Raw genomic sequence first — 22,839 nt, 5'->3', positions numbered from 1 at the left:
CAGCGCTTTGTCGAATTTTTAAATGCGCACATTACGCAATTTCATGAGTTGCGAAAAGTTTTCTATAAAGTTCACTTTCCGTCTCAAGCCACTCATGTGTCCCGACAGCGACGATCTGTCCCTTGTCGATCAGGATGACTTTGTCCGCATCCAATATTGTAGATAGTCGATGCGCTACTGTCAGAGTCGTCTTGCCACGGGAGAGTCGTTCAAGCGCTTTCTTGATGTTTTTCTCTGTTTCTCCGTCGAGGGCAGACGTGGCTTCGTCCAGCAGGAGAACAGGGGCGTTCTTCAAGAAAGCTCTCGCGATGGCAATTCTCTGTCTTTGTCCGCCGGATAGATTGCCCCCGTTGTTTCCGACATCGGTATCCAGTTGCCGAGGTAGCTCAGACACGAATTCCAGAGCTTGAGCGGCGGACAACGCCGCAACAATCTCATCCTCGGTTGCATCCAATTTACCGAACGCGACGTTCTCGCGAACCGACCCTGAGAACAGGAATGTGTCTTGTGCAACATACGCGACGGCATTCCTCAAGGACCGCAGTGATGAGCCGGAGATATCCTGATCATCGATCAGGATCATCCCTGAACTCGGTCTATACATGCCCATGATCAAATTGATGATTGTGGATTTTCCGGCTCCAGATCTTCCAACTATGGCAACGTGTTCGCCTGGGAGAACATCAAACGTCACATCGATCAGAGTTGGAGCCGACGCTTTCTTGTAGGAAAACCCAACCGATGCAAATTGGAGCCTGCCGCCGTCAACAGCGAGATGGGTGCCTGTCTCATCCTGTTCGACCTCTCCATGATCGAGCACTTCAAAAAGTCGCTTAACTCCGACCATTTCTCTTTGAAGTTGGACATTTAAGTTTGCGAGCCTTTTGGCCGGATCATAGGCCAGGAGAAACGCCGTGATGAACGCCATGAACTCCCCTGGCGTCTTCCCATTGTCGAGAGTTTGCCACCCTGCATAAAAGATAAAGGATCCCACGATGAGGCCCGCCAGAATATCGAACATTGGTCCTGTCAACGACGATACCTTTAGGAGCCGGTTCTGGCGATTTTCCATCTTGTCCACGGACGAGCCGATCCGCTTGTCCATCACCCGTTGAAGGTTGAAGGATTTCACAACCCTTAAGCCCTGTAGCGCTTCGACACCAAGCACATTTAAGCCAGCCATCATATCGGCCTCCGACTGACTTAAGCGCTTAGTTTCTTTGATGACGACGTAGACTCCCCAAATGATAAGCGGCGCTGCCAAAAGAGCGAAAACACTCATGAATGGATCTTGGAGAACCATCACTACAACGAGCGAGATCACCGTGAATAGATCGCGGACTAGATTGGTTGTTACAGTGATGATCGCGTTCTTCGCGGCGCGGGCGGACTGAATTACCTTGGAAACAACTCCTCCAGGATGTCTGCTGGAGTGGTCGAGCACGCCCATCCTGATGAGCTTTTCAAATTGGAGTCGCTGCAACTTTGCAGTGATCGAACTACCGATTGATCCCATCAACACTGTTTGAAAATATCCCGCCAGCCCCTTCGTCAGAAAGGCAAGCATGATCGCAGATCCGATCATCCAAACGGCAACACGATCATTGTTTACAAAAATCTTGTTGACCATAGATTTCGACAGCCAGGCGACAGTGCCGGTAGCGACGCCTACCATCAACATGCAGACTATTGCTATTAAGAATTTCGCCTTGTGCTCAAGGCCGAAGTCCATGATCAACCGCTTCCCCAGCGCGATTGTTTCGCTTCTAGAGACTTTAACCTGGCTCTTCTTGGTCATTTGCCCAGATTTCCTAGTTCTGTTCGGCTGCTTCTATTCGAAATGCTTGAGCGTCGCAACCTTGCCAATACTTACCGAATCTGCCCACTTGTACCTTCCGAACGATGAAATCAGTTGCTATGCCTTCGGAGCCGATGTCAAATAGGTCAGAACGGCTGCCATCTCGCCGGGGCTGTGCAGCGGATCGTTGTGGACTGCGTTTAAGATGGTGTCACGCTGTAGCCAGATGATTTCTTCAATTTCCGAAGAAAGTCCCAGCGCAGGCTGGCTCTGCAGCGTTACCAAGAAATTTACTTGGCTCGAGATTTTGCCACGATACTTTATTTTGGAACTGTTCAGCGGGCGGAAATCCGCGCCCGCTGGGTCCGGCAGGAGCTATCTCTTCGCGATAGCTCTGGCTCTAGAATTCTAATAAAGTTCCGCTGATCCGTTATCTCCTCGCCGCCTCCCGGGAGCTCAAGTGCCCCTGGTGCATGGGTTTCATTCAAAGCTCGTCTTGCAAGCACGAGCCTGTCTGCGAAACTAAGCAATCCAGCGGTGACGCGGCGCTCGCTGGGCTGAGTACCCTAATCGGGAGCAGCGTCACCACCGCACCAGATGGTCGGCCCGTCAGGAAAGTATCGGAAATCGTACTGGGTTGACGCTCCTCCGGTGAGGGTCGTTCACCGCTGGCGTTTAAAAGGAAGACTGCCGCCAAGCCGCATCAATGACGACCGGCGTTCGGCGAGCGTCCAGTCCGCTAATTACAGACAAAAAGAGACCCCGCGTGCTGTGGAGAGTGGGTGCGGGGTCAGGTCGCCAGTGTGGCTGGCTGGATGCGCTGGCGGGCGATGCCAGAGGGCGCAATCCCTCAAATCAACGAGAGGACGAGCCTTGGGTTCCGTTGCTCTGCCGTACGCGGTCGAAAAGAAGATCGGATGATTGGGGCTCCGGCGGCCTCTCTGCATGGGAGTAGCGGGATATCGATCTTCCGGGCGGGCTCCAATGGTTCAACCGGTCAGGAGATCTGGAACTGTTCGTCGGCCTTGATGTTTCCGTTCGCACCACCAGCGTCTGCGTGATGGACACGAGTGGTAAACTGATCAAAGAGGGCAAGGTTGAGACCGAGCCGGATGCGATCGGCGCCTTGCTTCATGCGATTGGCGGCCCCTACAAGCGCATCGGCCTTGAAGCCGGTCCGCTGTCGCAATGGCTCTACAGCGGCTTGGCAGCCGCAGGCCATCCGGTGATCTGCGTCGAAACACGGCACATGAAGGCTGCGCTCTCGGCTCAGATCAACAAGACCGATCGCAACGACGCCCGCGGCATCGCGCAGATGATGCGTGTGGGGCTTTACAAGCCAGTCCATGTCAAGACCGTCGGGAGCCAAGAGATCCGGATGCTGCTGACCGCGCGCAAGTTCGTGCAGACGAAGATTCTCGATGTGGAGAATAACTTGCGCGGCCTACTACGCAACTTCGGACTCAAGGTGGGAGCCGTGACCAAACTGCAGTTCGAGCGGCGTATTATCGAGTTGCTCAAACAATCCCCGCATCTACGCTTGGTAATCGACCCTCTCCTGAAAGTCCGCCGCGTGCTGAGAGAGCAGTTTCGGCACCTGCAAAGGGCCATGGAACGGCTGGCCGAGAGCGACGACACCTGCAAGCTGCTGATGACGGCATCCGGCGTCGGGCCGATGGTCGCCCAGTTTCCGGGCAGGCGTCGACGAACCGATGCGGTTCCGCCGGCCTCGTGCCAGACAATGAACTGAACCTCACTGGAGAAGCGGCATGAAATTCAACGACTGGACAGCGAAGGCGGTTGAGGATCGGATCTTGGAGATGGCCGAAACGCTGAGGCGTATGCCGGCAGCGCGAGGACCTAAAAGCATACGGAAGCGCCATGCCCGAGGCTGTGAGGCGCATGGAGGAAGCTTACGGGTCATCCTCTGCTCGATATCGTCAGAACGCGTCGGCGGGCGCTCTGGGCCGGATGGAAGCGGTTTTCGGCTGGATCAATGCTTTGCCAAGCGAAGGCGACCGCAAGGGGATCTATGCCTAGTCGTGGGTGAAGGTCCGAAAGGGGCTGACGATCGCGGCATTTGCGGAAGAAAATGACTTAAATGAAAGAACTCTGCGCCGCGCGATAACCGCTATATGCCAAGACATTGCGGACTATCTCAACCAAAAAGGGCAATTTCGGCTTGTGGGGCAGGATTTACAGGTGTCCGAAACTCAGCCAGATATCACGACAACAACGGTATCGTCCGAGAAGTGCGCGACACATTGGATCGCACCGGACGCTAAGCCGCACATCGACCCTGCTCTGCATTGCACAGAGTAATCGAACCCCGGCAAGCCCGGGTGCGGTGAGGTTCGAGGCGCTGCCAGGGTTGATCTCCGGATGCATCCTCACTCGCCCGGGCTACGGCTCGGGCACCAATACAACCCGCCCCGAGCGATCAGAGGCGGGTTTTCTATCGCGAGGCTTTTCGCCAACCAGCAGCGCGGGCTTCTGCCTCAGAGCAGAACCAGCGCTCGCCGTACTGCGGTGAGATCTTGGTCTCAGCGTAAAACTTCTGGCCGGGAATGTGGTAGATACGCTCGCCGCTGTTGATGCTGACATTGCCCTTAATGTTGCAGGCGCCGCTTAGGTTAATCGTTGGGGCGAGCGAGTTGACCGCGTCGACACCGACGTATCCAAGCACGCCGACGCCGATGATCGCCAGATAGAACGACTGCATCGTGAAGAGCGGCAATGCCTGCTTTTTCGTCTGGTATCGAGGCGGCGGAAACGAACGGTGTGTCGGCATGCGGTGACGATGCTCTTTCGCCTTAAAGATGCAAGGTGAAGTTGAGCTACAGGTAAAGTGCCGGTTGGCGAAATTTCTAAAAGGCAATCAGTTCACGCCGCATAGCAATACGAGGGGAAGCCGACGCGCCCCGCCCATAGAGAACGCTGATGCATGCACCAGCGCCGTCGGCCAAGCCGGGAGGGTAGCCCGGCACACCAATAGTGCCAGAGAGCCCGTCGCCGGTTTGTCACCCGGTCGGCGGGCTTCTCATTTCCTAGATCATACGTACTCCGCGATACATCCCTCGGAACCCGAGCCGGTCGCTTTCATCGGCGGCCACGCGCTGCGCTTCCGTTCCGGTGGGATAAGGGCCGAGCAGTGCAGAAACACCATCCTCGCGGACGGCTACCCAGTGACCTCGGCTCGTCCAACCGGTAGATACGAAGTTGTCGATCATAATCGATGCCTTTCATGTTTGATCGCGGTTTAGCCCGCGAATCGAACATGCATCCCGAATAGTTGCCTTCACCTCTCGCCCGTCACCACCCGGTGGCGGGTTTTTCATTTGGAGAGATCATGGAAAGTGTCCTGACCTTGGCTTTGATGCTGTTGGCCGTTCACTGGCTGCTCGACTACCCCCTGCAGGGTGACTTCCTCTCAAAAGCCAAACAATCAGGCCCGCTGCGCGTTTATCACCTGATTGCGCACTCCGGCATTCAAGGCGCCGGCGTGGCCGTGATCACCGGAAACATCTGGCTTGGACTGCTCGAATGGCTAGCCCACACGGCGATCGACGAGGCGAAGGTGAGGGGCAGGACGACGTTCGCCCAGGATCAAGCCTCACACATCGCCTGCAGGGCCGCCTGGCTCGTCTACCTCCTCCTGTCCGCAACGCTGCTGCATGGATCGTCTATCTCGCCTTGGTGGCGGTGATGTTCTTCATGGGCTCGCTGCCTATGTGGTGGCGGTCATGACCCCCCGTGCAGAACGCGCGGTCCTCGCACTTCTCTGTACTGTTGCTGCCGCCTGTCTCGTCTATGCCGTGTGGTCCATCTGGTAGAAATTCATATCGATCGCGAAATGCGACGGCCTCACCGGCGAGTAGAAATGATTTTGCTCAGGAGGCCCAGTAGAGTTTGCGTGCTCGCCAAGCGTCTTTCATCTTCTCTAGGATTTCGGCTTCGGTTCGATGCGGAAACTGAGTGTGTAGGACTGCAGCCATGGCTAAGATATCGACGTTATTGATTTCTTCGGCCTTTGCCTTATCGGCAGCGCCATTGATTTGATCCGCCAACAGCGCGTCTTCGTTTTCGCTCATTCATTCTCTCCGGGGTACCTATGTCAGCCCTGAAAAGCGCACGGCTTGAGATCGGCGTCAATGGCTAAGCTCAAGACGATCAAGCCATTGGTGGCCACCCTCCCGCCCCTTATTGGCAGAGCCAAAGGCGAGAAGGCGAGAGACCAGCACCGCCGGCAGACCCAGCCTTGGCGCGCCTGGTACAACACCCCACGATGGGAACGCCTTAGGCGCCTGGCCTTCGAGCGTGACGTCTACACCCGCCAGCGTAGCGGAGAGATATGCTCCGGCACTAGGAACGATCCGAACACGCCCGTTGCGAACCACAAGATCCCGCACCACGGCGATCCGGTTCTCTTCTGGGACATCAACAACATAGAGACCGTGACCAAGCGCATCCACGACGCGCTGATCCAGGCAGAGGAACGGCGTGCCGCCAACACGTAACAAAACTATCTGGCGATCGATGGAAAGTTGGGCACATTGGTACGGCGTCTGAAACTATCGAGCGCGTCAAAAAAGTCGATGCCAGCGCGCAGGTATTCCTCGACCCTCTCGTCAGCCTCATCCAGCCGATGATGATCTATGCACTTAATGAGGAAGGTCGTTCCCGCGCTCAAATGTCTGGCAAGATCAAAGCCGAACCCCAACACTCGCTGCTCGTCGGGAAACGGGCCTACCATGGTGTCCATATCGGGGCTAATGAGCCCAACAGCGAGAGGCTTGGCGTGCGTGCCGTGCTCGGAGAAGAACTGATAGGCAGGTTTCCGGTAGGTTGGTTTGCAGCCATCAAGGTGATCTAATCGCGATTTCAGTTTTTGTGGGCGAAACTTCTGCCAGAGAACTTCATCGGAAGCTTCACGCCACATCGAAACCTCTTTGCGATCGCGCCTAAAGAGATCGAGTAAGAAGCTCACTTCAATAATGTCCCTGATGTGCGCCGCGGCTGGTTGGTAGTAGCCATTGATAGCGGCTAGCCCGCTAGCGCCAGCAGAATTAATCAGCCGAATGCCAAGGCGGAGGATTGTTATGTCGTCCGTTTCATCAAGCGGTAGATAAGCTGCAGCACGCAGCACATCGATACTTGTGTTAGTAAAGGCAATGTTCTGCAGAGCCCATTCGCTCGCGTTGATTAAGCGATCATTCTCAGAAGCTATGTCGGACGAGTCGATGATCATTGGTTCCCCCATTCGCCTGACACGACGATGTCAGAGCCGTGAGTATCCCGCAACAAGGGGGGTGGTTTGAAGTCTGACAGGCCTTTCCTTCCGGACCCGCGTCCCCCTCATCTACATATTTTTTTCTGCCGGCCTGAAATTTCTGACGGAAAGCATGAGATCGGTGGAAAAACAAAAGGGCAGCAAGGCGACTGCGAAACGCGGGCGCCCTGAGTATCGGCCGACGCTGAACAGCGCGAGACTGTCGAGCAGATGAAGTTCTGCGGGGAATCGGAGAATACGATCGCTTGCTCCCTCGGCATCGATGTCGGCACGCTCCGCAAGCATTTCGGCGAGGAGCTGGACAACGGCCATGCCAACCGTCGGCGTGAGGTGATCGGCTACCATTCACGCCGTATGCCGATTTAGAGACATCGGTCCATTGCGATATTTAACGGCCGAGTTGGTCTCACTTTGTTAACCATTGCTCACCAAATTGCATCCACAGCGTGCATGAAGCGCGATTTCCCCGCAAATGCATAAACACTAGTTTCATTCCGGATCATTGATGTCTTCCATCAATACGAATTACTCGGCCATTGCAGCGCTACAGACACTGAGATCCGTCAACTCCGATTGGGAAAACACGCAACAGCACGTCTCGAGCGGTCTTCGAGTTCAGACGGCTTCGGACAATGCAGCTTATTGGTCAATTGCCACCACGATGCGTTCCGATAGCGGCGCGATTTCTGCCGTTCAGGACGCGTTGGGGCTTGGCGCGGCGAAGGTCGATACTGCTTATGCGGGTACTGATGCCATAGTCGACATACTTTCCCGCTTCAAAGAGAGACTGGTCGCGGCAACAGAGGACGGTGTGGACAAAACCAAAATCCAAGCAGAGCTCTCACAGCTAAATCAGCAAGCTGAAAGTGTGGTCAACTCTGCCAGTTTCAGTGGGGTCAACTGGCTAAAAACTTCCTCACCGACCCATCTTTCGGACCGGGGGATCTTGCCAGGTTCGGTTGTCTCGTCTTTCGTCCGGTCGGATAGCGGGACCGTGGCTGTAAAGACCATGAGCATCGACCTAAAGGACACTAGCATGCTTAATCTCGGAGGCGGCGGGATCCTGCAGAAAGACGTTATGGATGTCGGTGAAATCGGTGGCTTCCAAGGTACTTCTTTTACCACAGACGCTCACAACGGGCATGAAGTCCACACATTCACAGGCCCGGCTGCGTTTAGTGTAACCGACTACATAACGTTTGATCTTGTCGTGGACGCCGGGTCTCATTCAGCGGGTACTACCAAAAGCGGGTTGCGCATCGACAAGTCGGTTATTGATGCAACACTTGGAACCACTGACGGCACAATAAACAACGCAATCGAGATGCGAAAAGTGCTCGCAAGAGCCTTCAATGACAACTCAGTACCAGCTTGGGTATTTACGCCGCCGGGGTTCACATCATTCACCTCTGATACAGATCCAACACTGTTCGAAATCGGCTCCTTGGAGACTTCGGGGCACCCTGGATCAAGCATTAGCATCGCCAACGTGACTTCGGATTTTGGCGGAGTTTTCCCTTCCGGATTCGGTTTGGGCTTAGAGGCGGCCCCGGTTGCCAACCATGACAATATGTATCCAAAATCCCCAGTAAACTTCACGGATCCCTTTACCCTTATAGGAAGCACCAAGATAAAGTTCGACGTTCAGATTGGTGCAGGACCAATTCAGACGGTTACTATCACCCGCGCTACGGTAGATGCAGCGCTCGGTACAAGCGATGGCTATGTCGGGAATTTCCATGACCTTGCCGCTGTAATCGCATATGCCTCGGCTGGAACGGGACTGACTGCATCCTCCACCGATGCGGAGAACCCCGGCAGAGTAACTCTGCTAGCTGACGAAAACATCTATCCTGATGCCGGTCGTCGCGCCCCCTCGATCAGCGTACGAAATGTCCGCACTGTAACAGACGGGAAGCTTGAGTTCGATCTCGCGGAGATTGATGTGACCTCATCCAAGTTTACCATCGATGAATACATCAAGGGTGTCGATTATATGCTTCAGCGCTCGATATCTAGCGCCAGTGCGCTCGGTTCCCTCAAGAACCGCATCGATATGCAAGCTGATTTCACCAGCAAGCTAATGGACTCCATCGGGTCAGGTGTGGGAAAGCTCGTGGACGCGGACATGGAAGAAGAGTCCTCCAAACTAAGCGCCCTGCAAACGCAACAGTAGCTTGCGCTTCAGTCACTTTCGATCGCCAACAGCGCGCCTCAGAACCTTATTAGTCTCTTCCGCTAAGCGCCTCGTGTTTCGCAGCAATTGAAAGCCGTCGACCGCCGCCGACGAGGCGCAAACCAGCAGTTCGGCGATCATTCCATCGTAGCCTCGGCCAGTAGGCTCAGCTGCTCCGGCTCTCGCACACCCTGCGCCTGAAGCCCCATGATGATCCTCGCCAGCCGCATCACCGCTTCCCGGTCCTCCTCGATGCCATACTTGCGCGAGAGCGCCTTCAGCACACCATTGAGGACGGCGAGATCTTCGGACGGCAGCTGCTCGTCGCGGCGATTCTTCTGGGGTGTGTCAGTCATGCGCAGAACATAGCCATGGTGCCGCGACCATGCCAAGAGCAGCTCCTATCCTATCACTCGATTTTGCACAGTTGGATCCGCACTAGCCGCCACCGTCAGGTTTCCGGCGGCGGATGTTCGGAGGCTTTATCAAGAGCTCCAAGGCGATTCCCATGTGCTTATCCACCGCGGCTCTATTTTCAGGGGAGAGGTTCCCCGTATAGGCTTCCAGAGCTTCGAATCTGACGCCGGCAGCATGGTCTATCCGTGCCTGCTGTCGAGCCAGCGCGCGGACGAAGTTTAGAAGAGCCTCTGTCGCTTCGTCTGTCATCCATCCTCCCAGTCATAAACCGGCGTCCGGATTGCTCTCTTTGTCCACCGATGTGGATCTGCTTCCTATGTGCGTCCTGCAGTATTTGAGCGGCTTGCCAAATCAATCGTAAGTGATTGAGAAGATTGGCGCACCCGACAGGATTCGAACCTGTGACCTTTGGAATCAGAATCCAACACTCCAACTTGCTGAGCTACCGATGTGAGATCGCCTTGTCACTGCCGCTAACGTTGGCTGGGCGGACTACATCAAACCAGAGTTCCATAATAGAACCTTATGCCAGCCAATCGAAATGGTTGGTCGAGGGTTCGAGTTGGTTCAAGAGCGCGGTTTGCTCCGATGACCGTCACGTGTCGATAGCGGTGAAAGCGTTCTCCCGCACTAGATCGGCCTCCTCCTGGTCAATAAACGCCGCTTGCCTGTAGGAGATTGCGGGTCTTTAGCTTAATGGAGCCAAATGCCAGCGTGAGAAAATCGGGCTCGTTTGCTCGGTCGCCGGCAAAGACCTCACCGGAACCGATGCCGAAGCATTCCCACCTCCCACTCGGCCTCGACATCATCATGCAACCGATAGGCAGGATTTGGTCGATCCACCCCGTAAGTACCGTCGGCGCCTGGTGAAGTTGCTCAGAGGCGAATGACAATCGCATCGGCCGCCTCGGCTTGATGGATACCTGCGCCCTAACTGCTCTTGATGGGGCGAAATCGCTTCCGTCTGTTACCGGTTGATCCTGTGATTTCAGCTCCACCGCCGAAAGTTTTAAAAATTTCGGCAAGCGTGCGCTTGCTCGAAGTTGGTCAAGCCAAGGAGAGGTGATCTTCGATGTCTTCAAATGATCGAGTCCAAATGATTGCCGGTGCGGGCGTGCGATGAACACGTCATCCGGCATCACGCGAAAGCGCAACGGACACGCGCTGTTTGGAGGCACGACAAGGCTCGTCCTGAAGGTTCAAAAAGGGCGAGCCCTGTCGCACCGTCTGTCGCAAGGGAGATCTCGGAAAAAACCCAGCGACATATAGGGAGCCATTCTAACGCCTGGTCGTGGAGAGTGCGCCGTCGTGGCTCTTAGGTGCTGTGCTCGGGGCAACAGCGCCTAATACTAAAACTCCGACAAGTCTGCTCGTCAATGATCAATTAGGATTAGAGAGCAGCAAGGGCCCGCCCGTTGAGAAAGCGGACCCCTGCGCCCCCCACGCTATAGTGTCCCTCGAAGCCTACAGCATGTGGAACTAGCGATGAGAATCGGCGACCGCGCGATCACCAGCATGAGGGCGCTCGTCGCTGGTGTTGAGTCTGGAAACACTGCCGCGCGGCCACAGTGTCAACGAGGTGAAGCTGTCAGAGGTTCCCGTTCGTTAGCGTACGGACAAAAAGGACCCCGCTGGTGGGTGCGGGGTCAGGTGGCCAGCATTCGCCGGCTGGATGCGCTGGCAGGGTTACGCCTGGCGCCTTCCGTCCCATCAACGAGCCGAGCGGCTGCTTGTTGCGGTCCGCAATCGTACCGAAAAAAGCCCCGCTGAAACGGGGCAAGCTGATCCAGAGGGCCGTGCGGCCTTCCAATAGGGCGCGGAAGGGGCAATCGTTAGCCTCTAAGCGCATCGACGCCTACCGCAATGCTGTTTTCGGATTCAGCTCCGCGCAGGTGGATGAGGTGTCGTTCTGTCAGACGGTGCGGCGGTGACACAATTACCGTGACAATCGGCTCGGAGAGGTGAACAATCTTTCGGATACGATATCGAGTTGTCCGCTGAAGTAGGAGTAATCGCATGACCACGCACAAAGTCGGCTATCTCATCGGCAGCCTTGCCAAGGGCTCGATCAACCGAAGGCTCGCGAAGGCATTGGTGCGGTTAGCTCCGCCGGAACTTGAAATGTCGGAGATATCCTTCAAGGACTTACCCCTTTACAGCTACGACTATGACGCCGATTATCCCTCAGAGGGTAAAGCGTTCAAAGAAGCCATTGCGGCCGTTCACGCGGTGCTGTTCGTCACGCCCGAATACAATCGGGTTGAAGAACGCGATCGATTGGGCGAGTCGTCCCTACGGCACCAACTCGTTCGCTCACAAACCGTCTGCGGTGATTGGAACGTCGCCGGGTGCTATCGGCACCGCCGTCGCCCAGCGGAACCTGCGAAGTGTTCTTAGCTTCTGCAACTCGCCACAGATGAACGCGCCGGAGGCTTATATTCAATTTACACCCGGCCTCATCAACGAGGATGGCGAAGTCACCAACGACAGTACGGCCGAGTTCCTGCGCACCTACATGGCCGACTTCCACACCTTCATCGCGAGAGTGCGTTCGGTGTTGCCGAAGGACGCGTAGGAGGGGAGCAGGTCCCAATCCTTCGATTACTTGTATGTTCTCCGCGAAGTAGATGTCTTTCAGCGTGTGAGGAAAAGATCGTCGAGAGCCTTGGTGGTTGCCGCCAACGTCAAGACCTCCAGCGGCACGGTTCCTGGAGGATCTTCTGCCAAGCATGGGCAAGCAGTTCGCGATCACGAGCAAATCTCTTCTTACCACATGCTACCAAACGTGAATCTACTGCCGTCTAACGCGCTATAGGGGATCGCGAAGGGACACTGATCATTGCACTCACCGATCTGTGGGAAAGGGGGCGTACTTGCCGCGAATCAGCTTGCGTTCCAAATTAAGAGGATGGAAATGATGACCACCCATCTCTCTCGTCTAGCGAGCCACGCGGAGACGATCCTGAATGGCGATGCCATCGAGCAATTTGGTGCGCTTTGCATACGTGACCGACGGGACGGCCAAATGGAGGTTTTGCTCATCACGACTCGCGAGACCGGGCGCTGGTCAATCCCAAAAGGATGGCCAATCAAGGGGCTTGCCCCGCAGGAAGTTGTTGAACGAGAGGCATGGGAGGAGGCCGGCGTCAAAGGGCGAGCAAAGAAGCGAGTCTTCGGCTACTTCACCTATCTCAAGTCTTTGGAAGACGGCCGCCAAATACCGTCGTTCGTCGAGGTGCACCTTGTCGATGTGCGCCAAACGAAGAAGAATTTTCCTGAGTGCAGGGAGCGTAAGCTCGCGTGGGTAACGCCAATCGAAGCGGCCACGTTGGTGCGCGAGCCTGAGCTCAAGAGCCTCTTGAGATGCTTAGAGAAGCGTAGCGCCGCTTAGGTCGTCAAAGCGGATCGGTCAACTTATTACAACCGATACGGTGAGTTGGGTTACACGGGACTTCAATGCATATCTGAGTAATGCCATAGCCGGCACGCTGACGCGGGGAAACCGCGCCCGGTGTCGAGTGTTTTGCCGGCCCCAACTAGTCCAACGCGGAACCGTACCGGACCTCTCAAGACAATGTTCCGGCTCGGCGCTATCTGCGCTTCATCCATCGATTAATGACCTGAGCGCTTCAGACGGCTCTTACGAAGCGAACTCCTCATCATGGGCCACCTCTTCATCTATCCGGCGACACTGCCGGCCGGTCCATTCCTCGCGTATGAGTACGACGGAAAGCTTGTCAGCAGCGCTCGTAGCTAATGCGGCGCAGGGCGATCCAGTCGGCGGCTATGACCGCCGGGGGACCGTCGTCGTCAGAACCGTCCATCGCGGCCGTTTCGAACTGGGAGTGGTCCGCGCCGTTGACAATCCTGAGCACTGGCTTGTGCCGAGGCGGCAGCCTTCCTGCGCATTGCCCTTTCCGGCTGATAGTGGACCGTCTCCAGCAGGATGCGTTCTTCAACGCCGTCGACGTTCGTCAGCACGAACTCCTGGCCTTCGGCAAGACCAAGAAGTGCCAACCCGCGCAGCGTCGTGACTGGCAGTAACATGCCGATCGCTGTCGTCATACGGTCGTCGGACAGCACGCGCGTGTCCCGACGGGCGCCATCGATCCTGTAGGTCACGCGGCTGTTCAGGCTGGCGACGTTCTCAGGAAGGTCCTGGCGGAACATGACGATCGCGGTTGTGATCTTGCGCCTCAGGACAGGCATCAGCCGGGTGTCGCGGACGAACGGATCGTCGAGTATGGCTTCCAACAAGGTGAAGTCTCGGGTGGTGAGGATGCAGTGTTCTCTCATCGTAGTTCTCCATCGCCCCCTCACGGAAGCGTTCACGTCTGGCATGGATGAAAATCCCCTGGCCGCGGAAGGCGGCACAGGGGCTACGAGCCTGCAATGAGGCGTCTTCCGCGGAAGAGGCAAGAGAGCGGCCCGCCTGTCATGATGCCGGCCGAAGCTGAGAGGAGGCTGGGTCGACCGCGCGATCTGGCGCCTCCACCGCAGCGACCGTCAGCCTGTGGACGCGACCGTCGCGGGCTGTCCAGTCGATCGACTGTCCCTTCGACAGTCCGATGAGGGCCGCCCCGATAGGCGTCAGGATCGATACCTTGCCCTCGGAGATGTCGGCGTCGCTTGGGAAGACGAGCGTCACCTGCCTGTCTTCGCCGAGGTCGCTTGTGAAGCGTAGTTTGGAGCCCATCCGGACGACGTCCGCCGACAGTCGTTCGTCGGGAACGACATGCGCCCGCTCGAGCTCGGCCATCAGTTCGTCTGCCACTTCGGGGATACGCGAAGCGTGGCTCTCCGCGAGTCTCGCAAGCCGCTCATGATCGGAGACGGCCATCGAAATCGCGGGTTTGCGCGATTTTCTGGTCTCGGGAACCATTAAGTTCTCCTGCAGATTTCCAGCGGTCGCCTTCGTGCGCCACCGGTACTTCATAATCGTGGGATGAATGTCGCTCTAGGCTGCGCCTTAGTCATAGGCCGATACCTACACCCCTCGGCCGGACGCGACACGACCGGGCCGGGGGTCAGATTCCCGCGATGGGGAACACCCGCTTGAGGACGACATTGAGAAGCGAGATCAGCATGACTTTAAGATGGTCTTAGCAAGCCGGATAGTCAAGCCAGGCCGGTGGACAGCAATCTTTCCAGAAAGTGGAGGATGGATGCCGTCTGCTTTCAGGTCGATCGGGCGCCAGTCAGTCGCAGGAGTTCACGCCTCAGCTCGGACAATGTTAGCCAATAGCCGTCAGGTCGCACGATCTCGAACAACAGTATCCCATGGGAGAAAACTTCGGACCTTATCGGGCTCTTGGCGTGATGGGCTCCCCATTTGGCCATGTCCGTGGTTGGAGCCGCTTGGTACCCAGGTCAGCAGGTCGTCGGCCTCTCCTCCAAACAGCGACAGGGACTTCGACAACCAAATTGTCTTGGGCAACTAATGTGAAGGAGAGCGTCGGGACAGCGCGCGATCACCATAGTTGGGTACTGGCTCGGGCGCGGATCTAGCAATAAAATTGCACAGAAGAGGCGATTAAATTCGTTTGCTTAAAAATCGTTACCACACCAAACTGCCGGGCGATATGAGGCCGACGGCCAAACAGAAAATCGCCCCTCGTGGCCGCAAAGCGTGACGCCATTTTAATGGCTTCTGAACACGCTGTCACGACCGTCTAGGTCTGGCCCGAGGTATAGAAACAGCCGATCTTTCGTGGCAGCAAAACTGGTCGTCAACCGCCTCAGTGGAGAAAGGAGCTGCACTATGTCAACGTTGCCCACGCACAATTTCGGTTCTGGGGTGCCGCATCCAGTTGCCCCCGCTAAGCACTACTCAAGGCTGATAAAGTTCATCGACGATATTGCCAGGCTTGAGCCACACGAGGCGTCTACCTCGGTCGATATCTACTCGGATGATAACAACGAGTGGTACTGCCAAGTTTGCCGCGGTGGACAAAAGACCCGGCCAATTGGTCCTTATACCAAACTACAGGCGGAGCGAATTCAAGACGCCCGCAGGACTCGGATCGCAGCAAAGGGTACCGCCTGGCTAATCTTTGAGCAAAGCGAAGAGGGCGAAAGTGACGAAAAGCGGGTGGATGGTAGTGTAGTAAATCAAAGGCCTAGTTCTTGTTAGGCAATGCTACGTCCAGCGATTTGTCATGAACATGCGCAGGCCTGGTGAGGCGGCTCAGCGCTGATAGCACCCGAATGCAGTCTCTTCCCCTCATCAGGGAATGCCTTTTGCCGGAGCTCATGCCTCCGAGGAGTTATGCCATGACCACGCCGCTTCGGTGTTACCTAACCACAAAAGACCTTGCAATCCTCACGGATGTTCTTGATCGGGACCCTCGCGACAACGCCCACAGCCGATTGCTTAGAAAAAAGATGGCGCAGGCCGAAATTTGCTCTCCCGGGGGTGTTCCCCATGATGTCGTGACGATAGGCAGTCGCGTGACCTTCCGCGTCGACGACGGCGCGCCAAGAACAGCCAACGTCGTCCGGAATGAGAGCTGTGACTTTCCTATCTACACTGTCTCGGTAGAATCCCTTCTGGGGTTGGGGCTGCTGGGCTTGAGAGTGGGTGACGCGATCGCTATGGAGACAGAAACGGGCCGCTCACAAAAGATCGATGTGATCAGGCTCGATTTCCAAGCTCTTGCTCCTCATCTCGCGGGACGCGGCCGAGGTGATTACCTCGGTCTTTTCGGTTAGGCGTGCTAGGGCATGTCCGCTTTACTCCGGGTCATAGCCTGCGGCTGCGAAGTAATTTGCGCATTCGGGCCTCGAACGGATCGACGAAGGTGTTCCAAAAGCCACCGACAGACTCGGCCTTCCTCTTAGGAGCGCTTTTAGTTTCGAGAACGCGTTTCGATGGGATTGAAGTTCGGGCTGGTGGGAGGCAGGGCCGATCGATTTGCTGTTCTGCAAAATCTGGCTTTGCCTTCACTAGCGGAGCTCATGAGTCGCCTAGGTGTATCCGTGTGGTCAGGGATGCTTTGTTAATGGCGCGCACGCGCTTTTGCAGGCAGCCAAGTGCTAAGCGGATAAGCCGCCGCGTTGGTTGTCACCGATTAAGACTTCAAAGGACTTGCGACTGGACACTACCGCGGTAGCCCGGACTTCAAATCGTATCCGAGCTTCATCCGCGTTGGCCTCGTGCAAAGTTTGGACCAATGCCGAATTCGGAGATGTCCAATCCGATCGAGTTCGTGTCCACGGCCTCAGGTCCTCTGCCGTTACAAAAACAGGCGCAACCGATCGCTCGTCGAACATCTTTTCCGGGCATTTCACTGAATATTTCGAGATTTCCAGAGAAGTATTCCGCAGTCGATCGAGGCGAACCACCCGCATTGAGGAGACCACGACCGGTCGGCTTCCCCCGTCTCGGTACAGCGCCTGGTAGATGGAAAAGGAACGCAGCCGCTATCGGGCCGGCGGCGAGCAGTGACGCAAGCTCGGACGCCGAAACGGGACACAAGCGCGCAAGGAATCAACCAGGCAGGGCAATTAACCTGACGTCGCCTACGGCACGCGGTCAGGTGCAACTATGCCGCCTTCATTCTCCAATATGGCGATACGTTTAGCTTCAGATTTTGTAAATTTCAGACGCACACCGATGCCGCGGCCGTTGTCAGAAATGAAAACCGCGCCGGCTGCCTCCAAAGCTGATTGTAAGGCAAATACTTCGTCATCGGTTGGTTCGGCAAGTTTACGCTCAAAATGCACGATGGTTTCGATACTAACACCGGCAGATACTGCGAGGCGCTCGCGCGAGAAGTCGATGAGTGCCCGTGCTGCACGACATTGGGAGCCACTGATCATAACTCACCTCCATTGCAAAATACGATTCCCCAAGGCGTGGGCGGGGGTCAATCGCAAGTTGGCCCAACGAGCGCCGCAACTCGCCCGGACTGATTTCAAGCGCGAGCTCGCTTTCACCACATACTATGCACACCGGCAACCGCTAAAACCGTCAGTTCGTGTCTCCGATTATCCCGTGCGGTCCAGCCCATCGTCTGCCCGGCGGCCAGCCCGAGAAGGGCAGTCCCAATCGGAGTGAGGATGGATATCTTTCCTTCAGAGATATCGGCGTCTCTCGGGAAAACAAGCGTCACTTTTCGCGCACCGGTATCAGTCTCATAATCTACCGTCGATCCCATGCACACGACGTTTCCAGGCACCGAGATGTCGGCTACCACGCGTGCACGTTCGAGCTCGAGCAAAAGACCATCGGAAATATTAGGAAAGCGGCCAGCCGCGACGACGGCAACCTTGTTCAATCGCTCGTGATCCGTCTTGCCAATCACGATTGGCGGCATTCGTGGGTTCTTGATTTGTTTAATCATTTTTCCTTACGCATCCTTTCTTGTTCACCTGAGGGACGCCCAGGTGGCGGCTCGCTCCGGGATGGCGGGCCAGTCGATCGCTCTTGGGTCATTGTCAAGGATGGCCATTACCTCGTCGGCGGAGCGCGCCAATCGGAGCCCCTCGCGAATCCGAGATGCCCGAACCAGTCGACACAGTTGGGCGAGCGCGGGCAGGAAGGTGGTAGCGGCAGAGCGGGGCCAAAGCAGGGTGAAAACAAGATCGACGGGATGGCCGTCGGAGCTCCTGAAATCAATAGGAGGTGCTAGTCGCGTGAACGACGCAACAGGACACGAGATCGATTGGAACACAGCATGCGGCACGGCGATACCACGGCCAATGCCTGTTGCGCCGCTACTTTCACGCTTCCAAAGACGCCGAAGAACAACCTGATCATCAAGCCCGGTTCTTCGCGCAAGCTTGACGGCGATCTTGGAAAGGGCCGAGTGCTTCCCCTTTGTCACAAGGTTAAGCGTAATGTCTTCTTCTGACAGATTTCTGAAAATCATCATGGTCGCCTCTAAGCCGAGCCGCAGAAGTACGAACGACGCGCTTTTGGCATTCCGTCTGCAGCTGTGCACATTGAATTGAGATGCTGGCGGACCCGGACGCGGTGCCAGTGAAGTTCGCGTCCGGGCTAGAGGCCCGCTTTGAGGCGCCGTATGTGGTGCATGAAGATGTCCATAGTAATTAGAACATGGTGAGAGATTTTTTGAATTCAAGCGAGCGTCAAAAATCTGAGATCGCAGTTGAGTTCACGATCGCGCGTTCAATTTACTTTCGGCGGACGGGCGGCGAATAGACGATCCTTATCTTGTGCGGGATACCGTCGTTCCGCAGATGTCGGTGAACACCAATGTAGTGCAGAAATACTGCATTGAAGTGCCATTTTATTTCGTTGGACTAATATTATCGCCGGCTTTTGAATGGCTGTACGCGACAGATCAGAGCAGCCCATTGGCTGCCGAATTTGGGCGATCGCGAATTCGAACGAAAAAGGATGTCCCACATGAAAAAACTCCTCCTCGGAGCTGTTTTGACACTGGCCAGCTCGGTTTGTGCCATGGCAGCGGATGAAATCGCAAAATCGCCACCGGCCGCACCTTATCAGCAGGTCAGCAAGCTCGTGAAGTTGCCCGACTTCCTGCCCGGCATGGGCCAACTCTTCGTCGATCCGGCGACACTGCCGGCCGGTCCGTTCCTCGCGTATGATCACGATGGAAAGCTTGTCAGCACGATCTATATGCTGCCGACGAAGGATCTCAATCCTGACAAGTCATTCGATAATCTTGCTGCGCCCGGCGGCCACGTCGACCATATCGACGTCTACTACAATGCCGGCCATCCAGGCGTGGAAGAGCCGCATGTCCATGTGGTGCTGTGGCATGTCGCAGCGGACGGCGAAGCGAGCGTCGCCAAATGACGGTCGCGCGGCGTGACGTGCTGGGCGGTGGGCTCCTCGCAGCCCTTTCCCTGTCCAGGCGAGATGTGTGGGCCGAAAACGTGGTGGAAATTAAGATGCAGGGGCGCGCGGATGGCTCGCATGTCTGGTTCGACCCGATTGGTGTTCTGATCAAGCCCGGTCAGATGGTCCGTTGGATCAACCAGAACCCCGGCAATTCGCATACGACGACCGCCTATCATCCAGCAAACTTCGGGAGGCCGCTCCGCATTCCTGAAGCGGCAAACTCCTGGGATTCAGACTATCTCCTGCCTGACGAGAGCTTCTCCGTTAACTTCACCGAGCAAGGGGTTTATGACTATTATTGCATTCCCCATGAGCACGCTGGAATGGTCGGCCGCATTATCGTCGGCAAACCAGAAGCACATGGCGGTTGGATGGAGCCGGTCGCTGCAAGCGGCCTCCCGGATGAGGTCCTCAAGGCGTTCCCGACGGTCGAAGAGATAATGGCGAAACGGATCGTCCGTCAGGCTTAGAGAGCCGCCGCGAACGTTCGGCAGTTGTCCAGCCCCGATGAGGCGATCCATGAAGTGGATGCGGGCAGGGGACCGGAGTTCCTGACGGCCCTCCGTGAACAGGGAGATGATTAACCATGGCAGACATGGTGCTTGCGAAAGAGATTTCGCTGCGATCTCAGGCGGAGCGCAGCGGCTGCGCACAGGCAGTCCAACAGCGCGAACGCGCAATGTATCGACTTTCGACCTTGGGCGAGATGACTGGCGGTATTGCTCATGATTTCAGAAACCTCTTGGCGATCATCGAATCCGGGCTGAGGCTCGCCGAAAGAAAAGCCGACCAGCCGGAGAGCGTGCGCGCCTATATTGCGGCGGCGCGGGAAGGCATCAATCGGGGTGTCGAGCTGACGTCCCAGTTGCTCGACTTTGCAAACCACAGAGAACTCGAAGTCCAAGCTCGCGACTTGAACGAGCTTGTCAAATCTTTCGAGCCTTTCCTCAAATTTGGCGCGGGAGCTCACATCCGCGTTAAGCTCGAACTTGGTTCTGGTATCCCAAGCTGTCTAGTCGATCCGTCGTTCTTGGACGCCGCCGTTCTTAATCTGGTCCTCAATGCTCGGGATTCCATGCCAAGCGGCGGCGAGATTTCGATCATAACAGAGCGTTTTGTCCAGACGGATGCTGCAATCGGCCAGCCTGCGCCGGGAGCCTATGCGCGCCTTCGCGTCAAGGACCATGGCTGCGGGATGGAATCGGATCTATTGCAGCAGGTGTTAGATCCTTTCTTTACGACTAAGGGCGAAAACGGCACCGGAATGGGATTGGTCCAGGTATACTCGACTATGCAGATGGTCGGGGGCCATCTGCTCATTGCCAGCGAGCGAGGAACCGGAACGACGGTCGATCTTCTGTTTCCATCGGAAGTGGCCGCTTAGGCCCCTATCTCACCCTCGGATAGAGCGCGCAAACCCGCCAGAGCAGGGGCCACAACGCTCTCGTCAGCATTTGCAGACCTTACCGCGTAAACCGGGTAGGAGTACTGCGGCATTTCGGGTACGAGGTGGAGTTGCCCCGCCGCAATATGCGGCTCCGCCGCACTCATCCTAAAATACCCGGAGCCGCCGCTCGCAAGAACATAGCTAAGCGCCAAGGGACCGAGATCGAATGAAAGGTCCGGTGTGACATCCGGAAAATTCATGTCGTGGTGCAGCACGAAATCCGGCCCCCAATCCATATAGACGTAGTTCGTCTCCTCGAAGCGCTCCGCTTCAGGATCGGTTGTAACAAGCACCAGCTTTTCTTCCATCAGCAGATCGATTTTGAGGCCGGGGCGATGTTGGGGCGCATACATGATCGCCACATCGACCAACCCCGAGGCGACCTGATTGATCAGATCCTGAGGGACGTCGACATGTACGCGAAGCGCGATGTCAGGAAGGGACTGACGAATCCAACTAACCCAGTTCAGCAGGAGTGGTTGCGCAAGCGTGACTTCGCTGCCTACCGTCAGCACTGCTCTGCGACCTGCCGGCACTGCGACTTGTTGACGAGTGCGCTGCCATAGCTGGACAAAAGTCGGCGCGTGGCGCAGGAACTGCTCGCCAGCCGGCGTGAGAGAGGCTCCGCCTTTGTTCCGCACGAACAGTTGCCGACCGAGTAGTTGTTCCAGGTTACGAATCCGCGCGCTAACTGTCGTCTGAGCAACATTCAAGCGTTGTGCGGCCCGAATAAAGCTTCCCGTTGAAACGATTTCCAAAAACGTGCGGGCGAGCTCAATCTCCATCGAAGAATAGCATAAACATTGCGCTCAAATGTCAATCAAATTCGATACTGCACAAGGATAGGCGTCGGTGAGTTTCTCAGCGCTCCATATCTCATTAGTGCTTGTTACATGATCCTAGATGACGCCTGCAAACGCGCCGCGGCATCGTAGGACGTGCCAATTGCACGGCTAGGACTCCCGACGTGGTCGCCCCGGTCCCCCTGTTGCTCGCAAGAGGTTTTACTGATGCGCCAGTAAGATCTCCCTGAGAACAACGGCATCGTTGTGCATCTCGTCGTGCGCTCCGTAGACAAGTGTCACGGGGCCCTTCAACGCCAAGTCGCGCAATTGTTCAAATTCTTCGCGGTGCGCCTTGATCTCCGCGGAATATCGACAGCGAAATTCCGCCCAACGCGCCGGATCGTGACCGAACCATTTCCGCAACTCAGTGCTCGGCGCGAGTTCCTTGGCCCAATAGTCAATTGCCGCATCGATCTTCCTAACTCCACGCGGCCACAGTCTATCAACCAATACACGCATGCCGTCGGCATTAGTAGGTCTCTCATACGCGCGTTTCAGCTTCACATTCTCCTCGCAAATTTTGGCGCTCATGAACGTCGCTCCTCTGCTGCCTTGCCCTCTAAGACATAGGGCAGGCGTACAAGGTCTGCGACAGCCCGCTTGGCAACTTTCCAGCTTCACAGCGAAGCGGAAAATCTCAAACGATCCGGTAGCCGCTTCAACGACTTTTAAGGTCGGTTGATCCATTTGCCGCATCTTCGCCTCCGGATGATAGGGATTTTGCCAAGGGAGGCAGTCCGTGGTGACCAGGGCCGGCCTTCTCTCCCGCTGTGGCGCCCCAGGACGGCCGTAAGCCGGTCGCTATAGGTGCTCGTAGGCGTCAGGTAGCACCTTCTCGGCGTCTACAAGTGGAGAGGAGGTCCCGCAGGCGAAATCCGAGATCGCTTGCGAGGAACATGAGCCCAATCTTTTACGTTACCCGATCCCAGCGTGTAGCACCGGTAGATAGGCGGCGGAAGCAGAGATGAACATCGATCTGAAGAATAAGCGTGTTCTCGTGACGGGAGGCAATTCGGGCATTGGAGCGGCGATTG

General features: G+C 56.3%; 25 protein-coding genes, 1 tRNA gene and 2 pseudogenes. 12 read left to right on the top strand and 16 right to left on the bottom strand.

Annotated features, from left to right (window positions below):
• Window positions 1-31 precede the first annotated feature (31 nt).
• Window positions 32-1,798, bottom strand: coding sequence for an ABC transporter ATP-binding protein (locus tag HGP14_RS31970; RefSeq protein ID WP_168833837.1), 1,767 nt, complete (start codon window positions 1,796-1,798; stop codon window positions 32-34).
• A 961-nt stretch (window positions 1,799-2,759) separates the two neighbouring features.
• On the opposite strand from HGP14_RS31970, the gene HGP14_RS31965 reads away from it, so the two are divergent.
• Together HGP14_RS31965 and HGP14_RS31960 are read left to right on the top strand one after the other, a co-directional pair.
• Entirely contained in the window at window positions 2,760-3,548 is a 789-nt protein-coding gene (locus tag HGP14_RS31965) for an IS110 family transposase (RefSeq protein WP_312862238.1), read from the top strand.
• A gap of 131 nt (window positions 3,549-3,679) precedes the next feature.
• Window positions 3,680-3,838 (top strand): hypothetical protein, encoded by a 159-nt coding sequence (locus HGP14_RS31960; protein WP_168833836.1) that lies wholly within the window; start codon window positions 3,680-3,682, stop codon window positions 3,836-3,838.
• 415 nt (window positions 3,839-4,253) lie between these two features.
• Here HGP14_RS31960 and HGP14_RS31955 read toward each other — a convergent pair whose 3' ends face one another.
• Window positions 4,254-4,589 carry a hypothetical protein gene (locus HGP14_RS31955; RefSeq protein WP_246704706.1) on the bottom strand — a complete coding sequence of 112 codons (336 nt, stop codon included), beginning with the start codon at window positions 4,587-4,589 and terminating at the stop codon, window positions 4,254-4,256.
• A gap of 558 nt (window positions 4,590-5,147) precedes the next feature.
• Here HGP14_RS31955 and HGP14_RS31950 point away from each other — a divergent pair.
• The gene (locus tag HGP14_RS31950; RefSeq protein ID WP_168833835.1) at window positions 5,148-5,504 is read left to right on the top strand and encodes a DUF3307 domain-containing protein; all 357 of its coding nucleotides are present in this window, start codon (window positions 5,148-5,150) and stop codon (window positions 5,502-5,504) included.
• A gap of 184 nt (window positions 5,505-5,688) precedes the next feature.
• Here HGP14_RS31950 and HGP14_RS31945 read toward each other — a convergent pair whose 3' ends face one another.
• Window positions 5,689-5,889: a hypothetical protein gene (locus tag HGP14_RS31945; RefSeq protein WP_168833834.1), complete on the bottom strand. Its 201-nt coding sequence runs from the start codon at window positions 5,887-5,889 to the stop codon at window positions 5,689-5,691.
• Window positions 5,890-5,949: 60 nt separating this feature from the next.
• Here HGP14_RS31945 and HGP14_RS31940 point away from each other — a divergent pair, with 60 nt between their 5' ends.
• Window positions 5,950-6,315, top strand: coding sequence for an HNH endonuclease (locus HGP14_RS31940; RefSeq protein ID WP_168833833.1), 366 nt, complete (start codon window positions 5,950-5,952; stop codon window positions 6,313-6,315).
• Between the two features lie 5 nt (window positions 6,316-6,320).
• Here HGP14_RS31940 and HGP14_RS31935 read toward each other — a convergent pair whose 3' ends face one another.
• Complete coding sequence (locus HGP14_RS31935) at window positions 6,321-7,046, bottom strand: hypothetical protein (protein WP_168833832.1); 726 nt, start codon at window positions 7,044-7,046, stop codon at window positions 6,321-6,323.
• 252 nt (window positions 7,047-7,298) lie between these two features.
• Between HGP14_RS31935 and HGP14_RS31930 the strand changes: the two genes are divergently transcribed.
• A complete protein-coding gene (locus tag HGP14_RS31930) occupies window positions 7,299-7,454 on the top strand; it encodes a hypothetical protein (protein ID WP_168833831.1) in 156 nt (51 codons plus the stop codon).
• Window positions 7,455-7,593: 139 nt separating this feature from the next.
• The gene (locus HGP14_RS36890) at window positions 7,594-9,264 is read left to right on the top strand and encodes a flagellin (RefSeq protein ID WP_168833830.1); all 1,671 of its coding nucleotides are present in this window, start codon (window positions 7,594-7,596) and stop codon (window positions 9,262-9,264) included.
• A 137-nt stretch (window positions 9,265-9,401) separates the two neighbouring features.
• On the opposite strand, the gene HGP14_RS31920 is transcribed toward HGP14_RS36890, so the two are convergent.
• The 4 genes from HGP14_RS31920 to HGP14_RS31905 all read right to left on the bottom strand — a co-directional run bounded on the left by HGP14_RS31920 (window position 9,402) and on the right by HGP14_RS31905 (window position 10,859).
• Complete coding sequence (locus HGP14_RS31920; protein WP_168833829.1) at window positions 9,402-9,656, bottom strand: hypothetical protein; 255 nt, start codon at window positions 9,654-9,656, stop codon at window positions 9,402-9,404.
• A gap of 46 nt (window positions 9,657-9,702) precedes the next feature.
• Window positions 9,703-9,930 (bottom strand): hypothetical protein, encoded by a 228-nt coding sequence (locus tag HGP14_RS31915; RefSeq protein ID WP_168833828.1) that lies wholly within the window; start codon window positions 9,928-9,930, stop codon window positions 9,703-9,705.
• 126 nt (window positions 9,931-10,056) lie between these two features.
• Window positions 10,057-10,127, bottom strand: a tRNA-Gln gene (locus tag HGP14_RS31910).
• A 204-nt stretch (window positions 10,128-10,331) separates the two neighbouring features.
• Window positions 10,332-10,859, bottom strand: coding sequence for a hypothetical protein (locus tag HGP14_RS31905; RefSeq protein WP_168833827.1), 528 nt, complete (start codon window positions 10,857-10,859; stop codon window positions 10,332-10,334).
• Between the two features lie 838 nt (window positions 10,860-11,697).
• Here HGP14_RS31905 and HGP14_RS31900 point away from each other — a divergent pair.
• Window positions 11,698-12,256 (top strand): annotated as a pseudogene (locus HGP14_RS31900) (NADPH-dependent FMN reductase).
• Between the two features lie 342 nt (window positions 12,257-12,598).
• The gene (locus tag HGP14_RS31895) at window positions 12,599-13,072 is read left to right on the top strand and encodes an NUDIX hydrolase (RefSeq protein ID WP_246704705.1); all 474 of its coding nucleotides are present in this window, start codon (window positions 12,599-12,601) and stop codon (window positions 13,070-13,072) included.
• A gap of 419 nt (window positions 13,073-13,491) precedes the next feature.
• Here HGP14_RS31895 and HGP14_RS31890 read toward each other — a convergent pair whose 3' ends face one another.
• Window positions 13,492-13,977 carry a nucleoside-diphosphate kinase gene (locus HGP14_RS31890; RefSeq protein WP_168833825.1) on the bottom strand — a complete coding sequence of 162 codons (486 nt, stop codon included), beginning with the start codon at window positions 13,975-13,977 and terminating at the stop codon, window positions 13,492-13,494.
• A 139-nt stretch (window positions 13,978-14,116) separates the two neighbouring features.
• Entirely contained in the window at window positions 14,117-14,563 is a 447-nt protein-coding gene (gene rnk, locus HGP14_RS31885; RefSeq protein ID WP_168833824.1) for a nucleoside diphosphate kinase regulator, read from the bottom strand.
• Window positions 14,564-15,954: 1,391 nt separating this feature from the next.
• Between rnk (HGP14_RS31885) and HGP14_RS31880 the strand changes: the two genes are divergently transcribed.
• Complete coding sequence (locus HGP14_RS31880; RefSeq protein ID WP_168833823.1) at window positions 15,955-16,392, top strand: GreA/GreB family elongation factor; 438 nt, start codon at window positions 15,955-15,957, stop codon at window positions 16,390-16,392.
• A gap of 21 nt (window positions 16,393-16,413) precedes the next feature.
• On the opposite strand, the pseudogene HGP14_RS35980 reads toward HGP14_RS31880, so the two are convergent.
• From HGP14_RS35980 to HGP14_RS31865, 4 genes and pseudogenes are all read right to left on the bottom strand, one after another.
• Window positions 16,414-16,583 (bottom strand): annotated as a pseudogene (locus tag HGP14_RS35980) (IS630 family transposase); the annotation flags it as partial.
• Between the two features lie 619 nt (window positions 16,584-17,202).
• A complete protein-coding gene (locus HGP14_RS31875; protein WP_168833822.1) occupies window positions 17,203-17,502 on the bottom strand; it encodes a helix-turn-helix domain-containing protein in 300 nt (99 codons plus the stop codon).
• Window positions 17,503-17,615: 113 nt separating this feature from the next.
• Window positions 17,616-18,026 (bottom strand): nucleoside diphosphate kinase regulator, encoded by a 411-nt coding sequence (gene rnk / locus HGP14_RS31870; RefSeq protein ID WP_168833821.1) that lies wholly within the window; start codon window positions 18,024-18,026, stop codon window positions 17,616-17,618.
• A gap of 24 nt (window positions 18,027-18,050) precedes the next feature.
• The gene (locus HGP14_RS31865) at window positions 18,051-18,554 is read right to left on the bottom strand and encodes a PTS sugar transporter subunit IIA (protein WP_246704709.1); all 504 of its coding nucleotides are present in this window, start codon (window positions 18,552-18,554) and stop codon (window positions 18,051-18,053) included.
• 500 nt (window positions 18,555-19,054) lie between these two features.
• Between HGP14_RS31865 and HGP14_RS31860 the strand changes: the two genes are divergently transcribed.
• From HGP14_RS31860 to HGP14_RS31850, 3 genes are all read left to right on the top strand, one after another.
• Window positions 19,055-19,468 carry a DUF5602 domain-containing protein gene (locus tag HGP14_RS31860; RefSeq protein ID WP_168833819.1) on the top strand — a complete coding sequence of 138 codons (414 nt, stop codon included), beginning with the start codon at window positions 19,055-19,057 and terminating at the stop codon, window positions 19,466-19,468.
• Entirely contained in the window at window positions 19,465-19,983 is a 519-nt protein-coding gene (locus tag HGP14_RS31855; protein WP_168833818.1) for a plastocyanin/azurin family copper-binding protein, read from the top strand. The genes HGP14_RS31860 and HGP14_RS31855 overlap by 4 nt, the downstream gene beginning before the upstream one ends.
• Window positions 19,984-20,099: 116 nt before the next feature.
• Window positions 20,100-20,897 carry a nitrogen regulation protein NR(II) gene (locus tag HGP14_RS31850; protein WP_168833817.1) on the top strand — a complete coding sequence of 266 codons (798 nt, stop codon included), beginning with the start codon at window positions 20,100-20,102 and terminating at the stop codon, window positions 20,895-20,897.
• Here HGP14_RS31850 and HGP14_RS31845 read toward each other — a convergent pair.
• Window positions 20,894-21,745: a LysR family transcriptional regulator gene (locus HGP14_RS31845; protein ID WP_168833816.1), complete on the bottom strand. Its 852-nt coding sequence runs from the start codon at window positions 21,743-21,745 to the stop codon at window positions 20,894-20,896. The genes HGP14_RS31850 and HGP14_RS31845 overlap by 4 nt on opposite strands.
• Window positions 21,746-21,964: 219 nt before the next feature.
• Window positions 21,965-22,336: a DUF488 domain-containing protein gene (locus HGP14_RS31840; protein WP_168833815.1), complete on the bottom strand. Its 372-nt coding sequence runs from the start codon at window positions 22,334-22,336 to the stop codon at window positions 21,965-21,967.
• Window positions 22,337-22,839 lie beyond the last annotated feature (503 nt).

Source organism: Rhizobium sp. P32RR-XVIII, assembly GCF_012641395.1.
Classification (GTDB): Bacteria; Pseudomonadota; Alphaproteobacteria; order Rhizobiales; family Rhizobiaceae; genus Rhizobium.
Note: the sequence above shows the minus strand (reverse complement) of the source record. Positions and strands in the feature narration are given on the sequence as shown.

What these genes read in the sequence shown, in the direction of transcription:
- HGP14_RS31970 (WP_168833837.1), bottom strand. Translation starts at nt 1,798, where the DNA reads ATGACCAAGAAGAGCCAGGTTAAAGTCTCTAGAAGCGAAACAATCGCG.
- HGP14_RS31960 (WP_168833836.1), top strand. Translation starts at nt 3,680, where the DNA reads ATGCCCGAGGCTGTGAGGCGCATGGAGGAAGCTTACGGGTCATCCTCT.
- HGP14_RS31955 (WP_246704706.1), bottom strand. Translation starts at nt 4,589, where the DNA reads ATGCCGACACACCGTTCGTTTCCGCCGCCTCGATACCAGACGAAAAAG.
- HGP14_RS31950 (WP_168833835.1), top strand. Translation starts at nt 5,148, where the DNA reads ATGGAAAGTGTCCTGACCTTGGCTTTGATGCTGTTGGCCGTTCACTGG.
- HGP14_RS31945 (WP_168833834.1), bottom strand. Translation starts at nt 5,889, where the DNA reads ATGAGCGAAAACGAAGACGCGCTGTTGGCGGATCAAATCAATGGCGCT.
- HGP14_RS31940 (WP_168833833.1), top strand. Translation starts at nt 5,950, where the DNA reads ATGGCTAAGCTCAAGACGATCAAGCCATTGGTGGCCACCCTCCCGCCC.
- HGP14_RS31935 (WP_168833832.1), bottom strand. Translation starts at nt 7,046, where the DNA reads ATGATCATCGACTCGTCCGACATAGCTTCTGAGAATGATCGCTTAATC.
- HGP14_RS31930 (WP_168833831.1), top strand. Translation starts at nt 7,299, where the DNA reads ATGAAGTTCTGCGGGGAATCGGAGAATACGATCGCTTGCTCCCTCGGC.
- HGP14_RS36890 (WP_168833830.1), top strand. Translation starts at nt 7,594, where the DNA reads ATGTCTTCCATCAATACGAATTACTCGGCCATTGCAGCGCTACAGACA.
- HGP14_RS31915 (WP_168833828.1), bottom strand. Translation starts at nt 9,930, where the DNA reads ATGACAGACGAAGCGACAGAGGCTCTTCTAAACTTCGTCCGCGCGCTG.
- HGP14_RS31895 (WP_246704705.1), top strand. Translation starts at nt 12,599, where the DNA reads ATGACCACCCATCTCTCTCGTCTAGCGAGCCACGCGGAGACGATCCTG.
- HGP14_RS31890 (WP_168833825.1), bottom strand. Translation starts at nt 13,977, where the DNA reads ATGAGAGAACACTGCATCCTCACCACCCGAGACTTCACCTTGTTGGAA.
- rnk (WP_168833824.1), bottom strand. Translation starts at nt 14,563, where the DNA reads ATGGTTCCCGAGACCAGAAAATCGCGCAAACCCGCGATTTCGATGGCC.
- HGP14_RS31880 (WP_168833823.1), top strand. Translation starts at nt 15,955, where the DNA reads ATGACCACGCCGCTTCGGTGTTACCTAACCACAAAAGACCTTGCAATC.
- HGP14_RS31875 (WP_168833822.1), bottom strand. Translation starts at nt 17,502, where the DNA reads ATGATCAGTGGCTCCCAATGTCGTGCAGCACGGGCACTCATCGACTTC.
- rnk (WP_168833821.1), bottom strand. Translation starts at nt 18,026, where the DNA reads ATGATTAAACAAATCAAGAACCCACGAATGCCGCCAATCGTGATTGGC.
- HGP14_RS31865 (WP_246704709.1), bottom strand. Translation starts at nt 18,554, where the DNA reads ATGATTTTCAGAAATCTGTCAGAAGAAGACATTACGCTTAACCTTGTG.
- HGP14_RS31860 (WP_168833819.1), top strand. Translation starts at nt 19,055, where the DNA reads ATGAAAAAACTCCTCCTCGGAGCTGTTTTGACACTGGCCAGCTCGGTT.
- HGP14_RS31855 (WP_168833818.1), top strand. Translation starts at nt 19,465, where the DNA reads ATGACGGTCGCGCGGCGTGACGTGCTGGGCGGTGGGCTCCTCGCAGCC.
- HGP14_RS31850 (WP_168833817.1), top strand. Translation starts at nt 20,100, where the DNA reads ATGGCAGACATGGTGCTTGCGAAAGAGATTTCGCTGCGATCTCAGGCG.
- HGP14_RS31845 (WP_168833816.1), bottom strand. Translation starts at nt 21,745, where the DNA reads ATGGAGATTGAGCTCGCCCGCACGTTTTTGGAAATCGTTTCAACGGGA.
- HGP14_RS31840 (WP_168833815.1), bottom strand. Translation starts at nt 22,336, where the DNA reads ATGAGCGCCAAAATTTGCGAGGAGAATGTGAAGCTGAAACGCGCGTAT.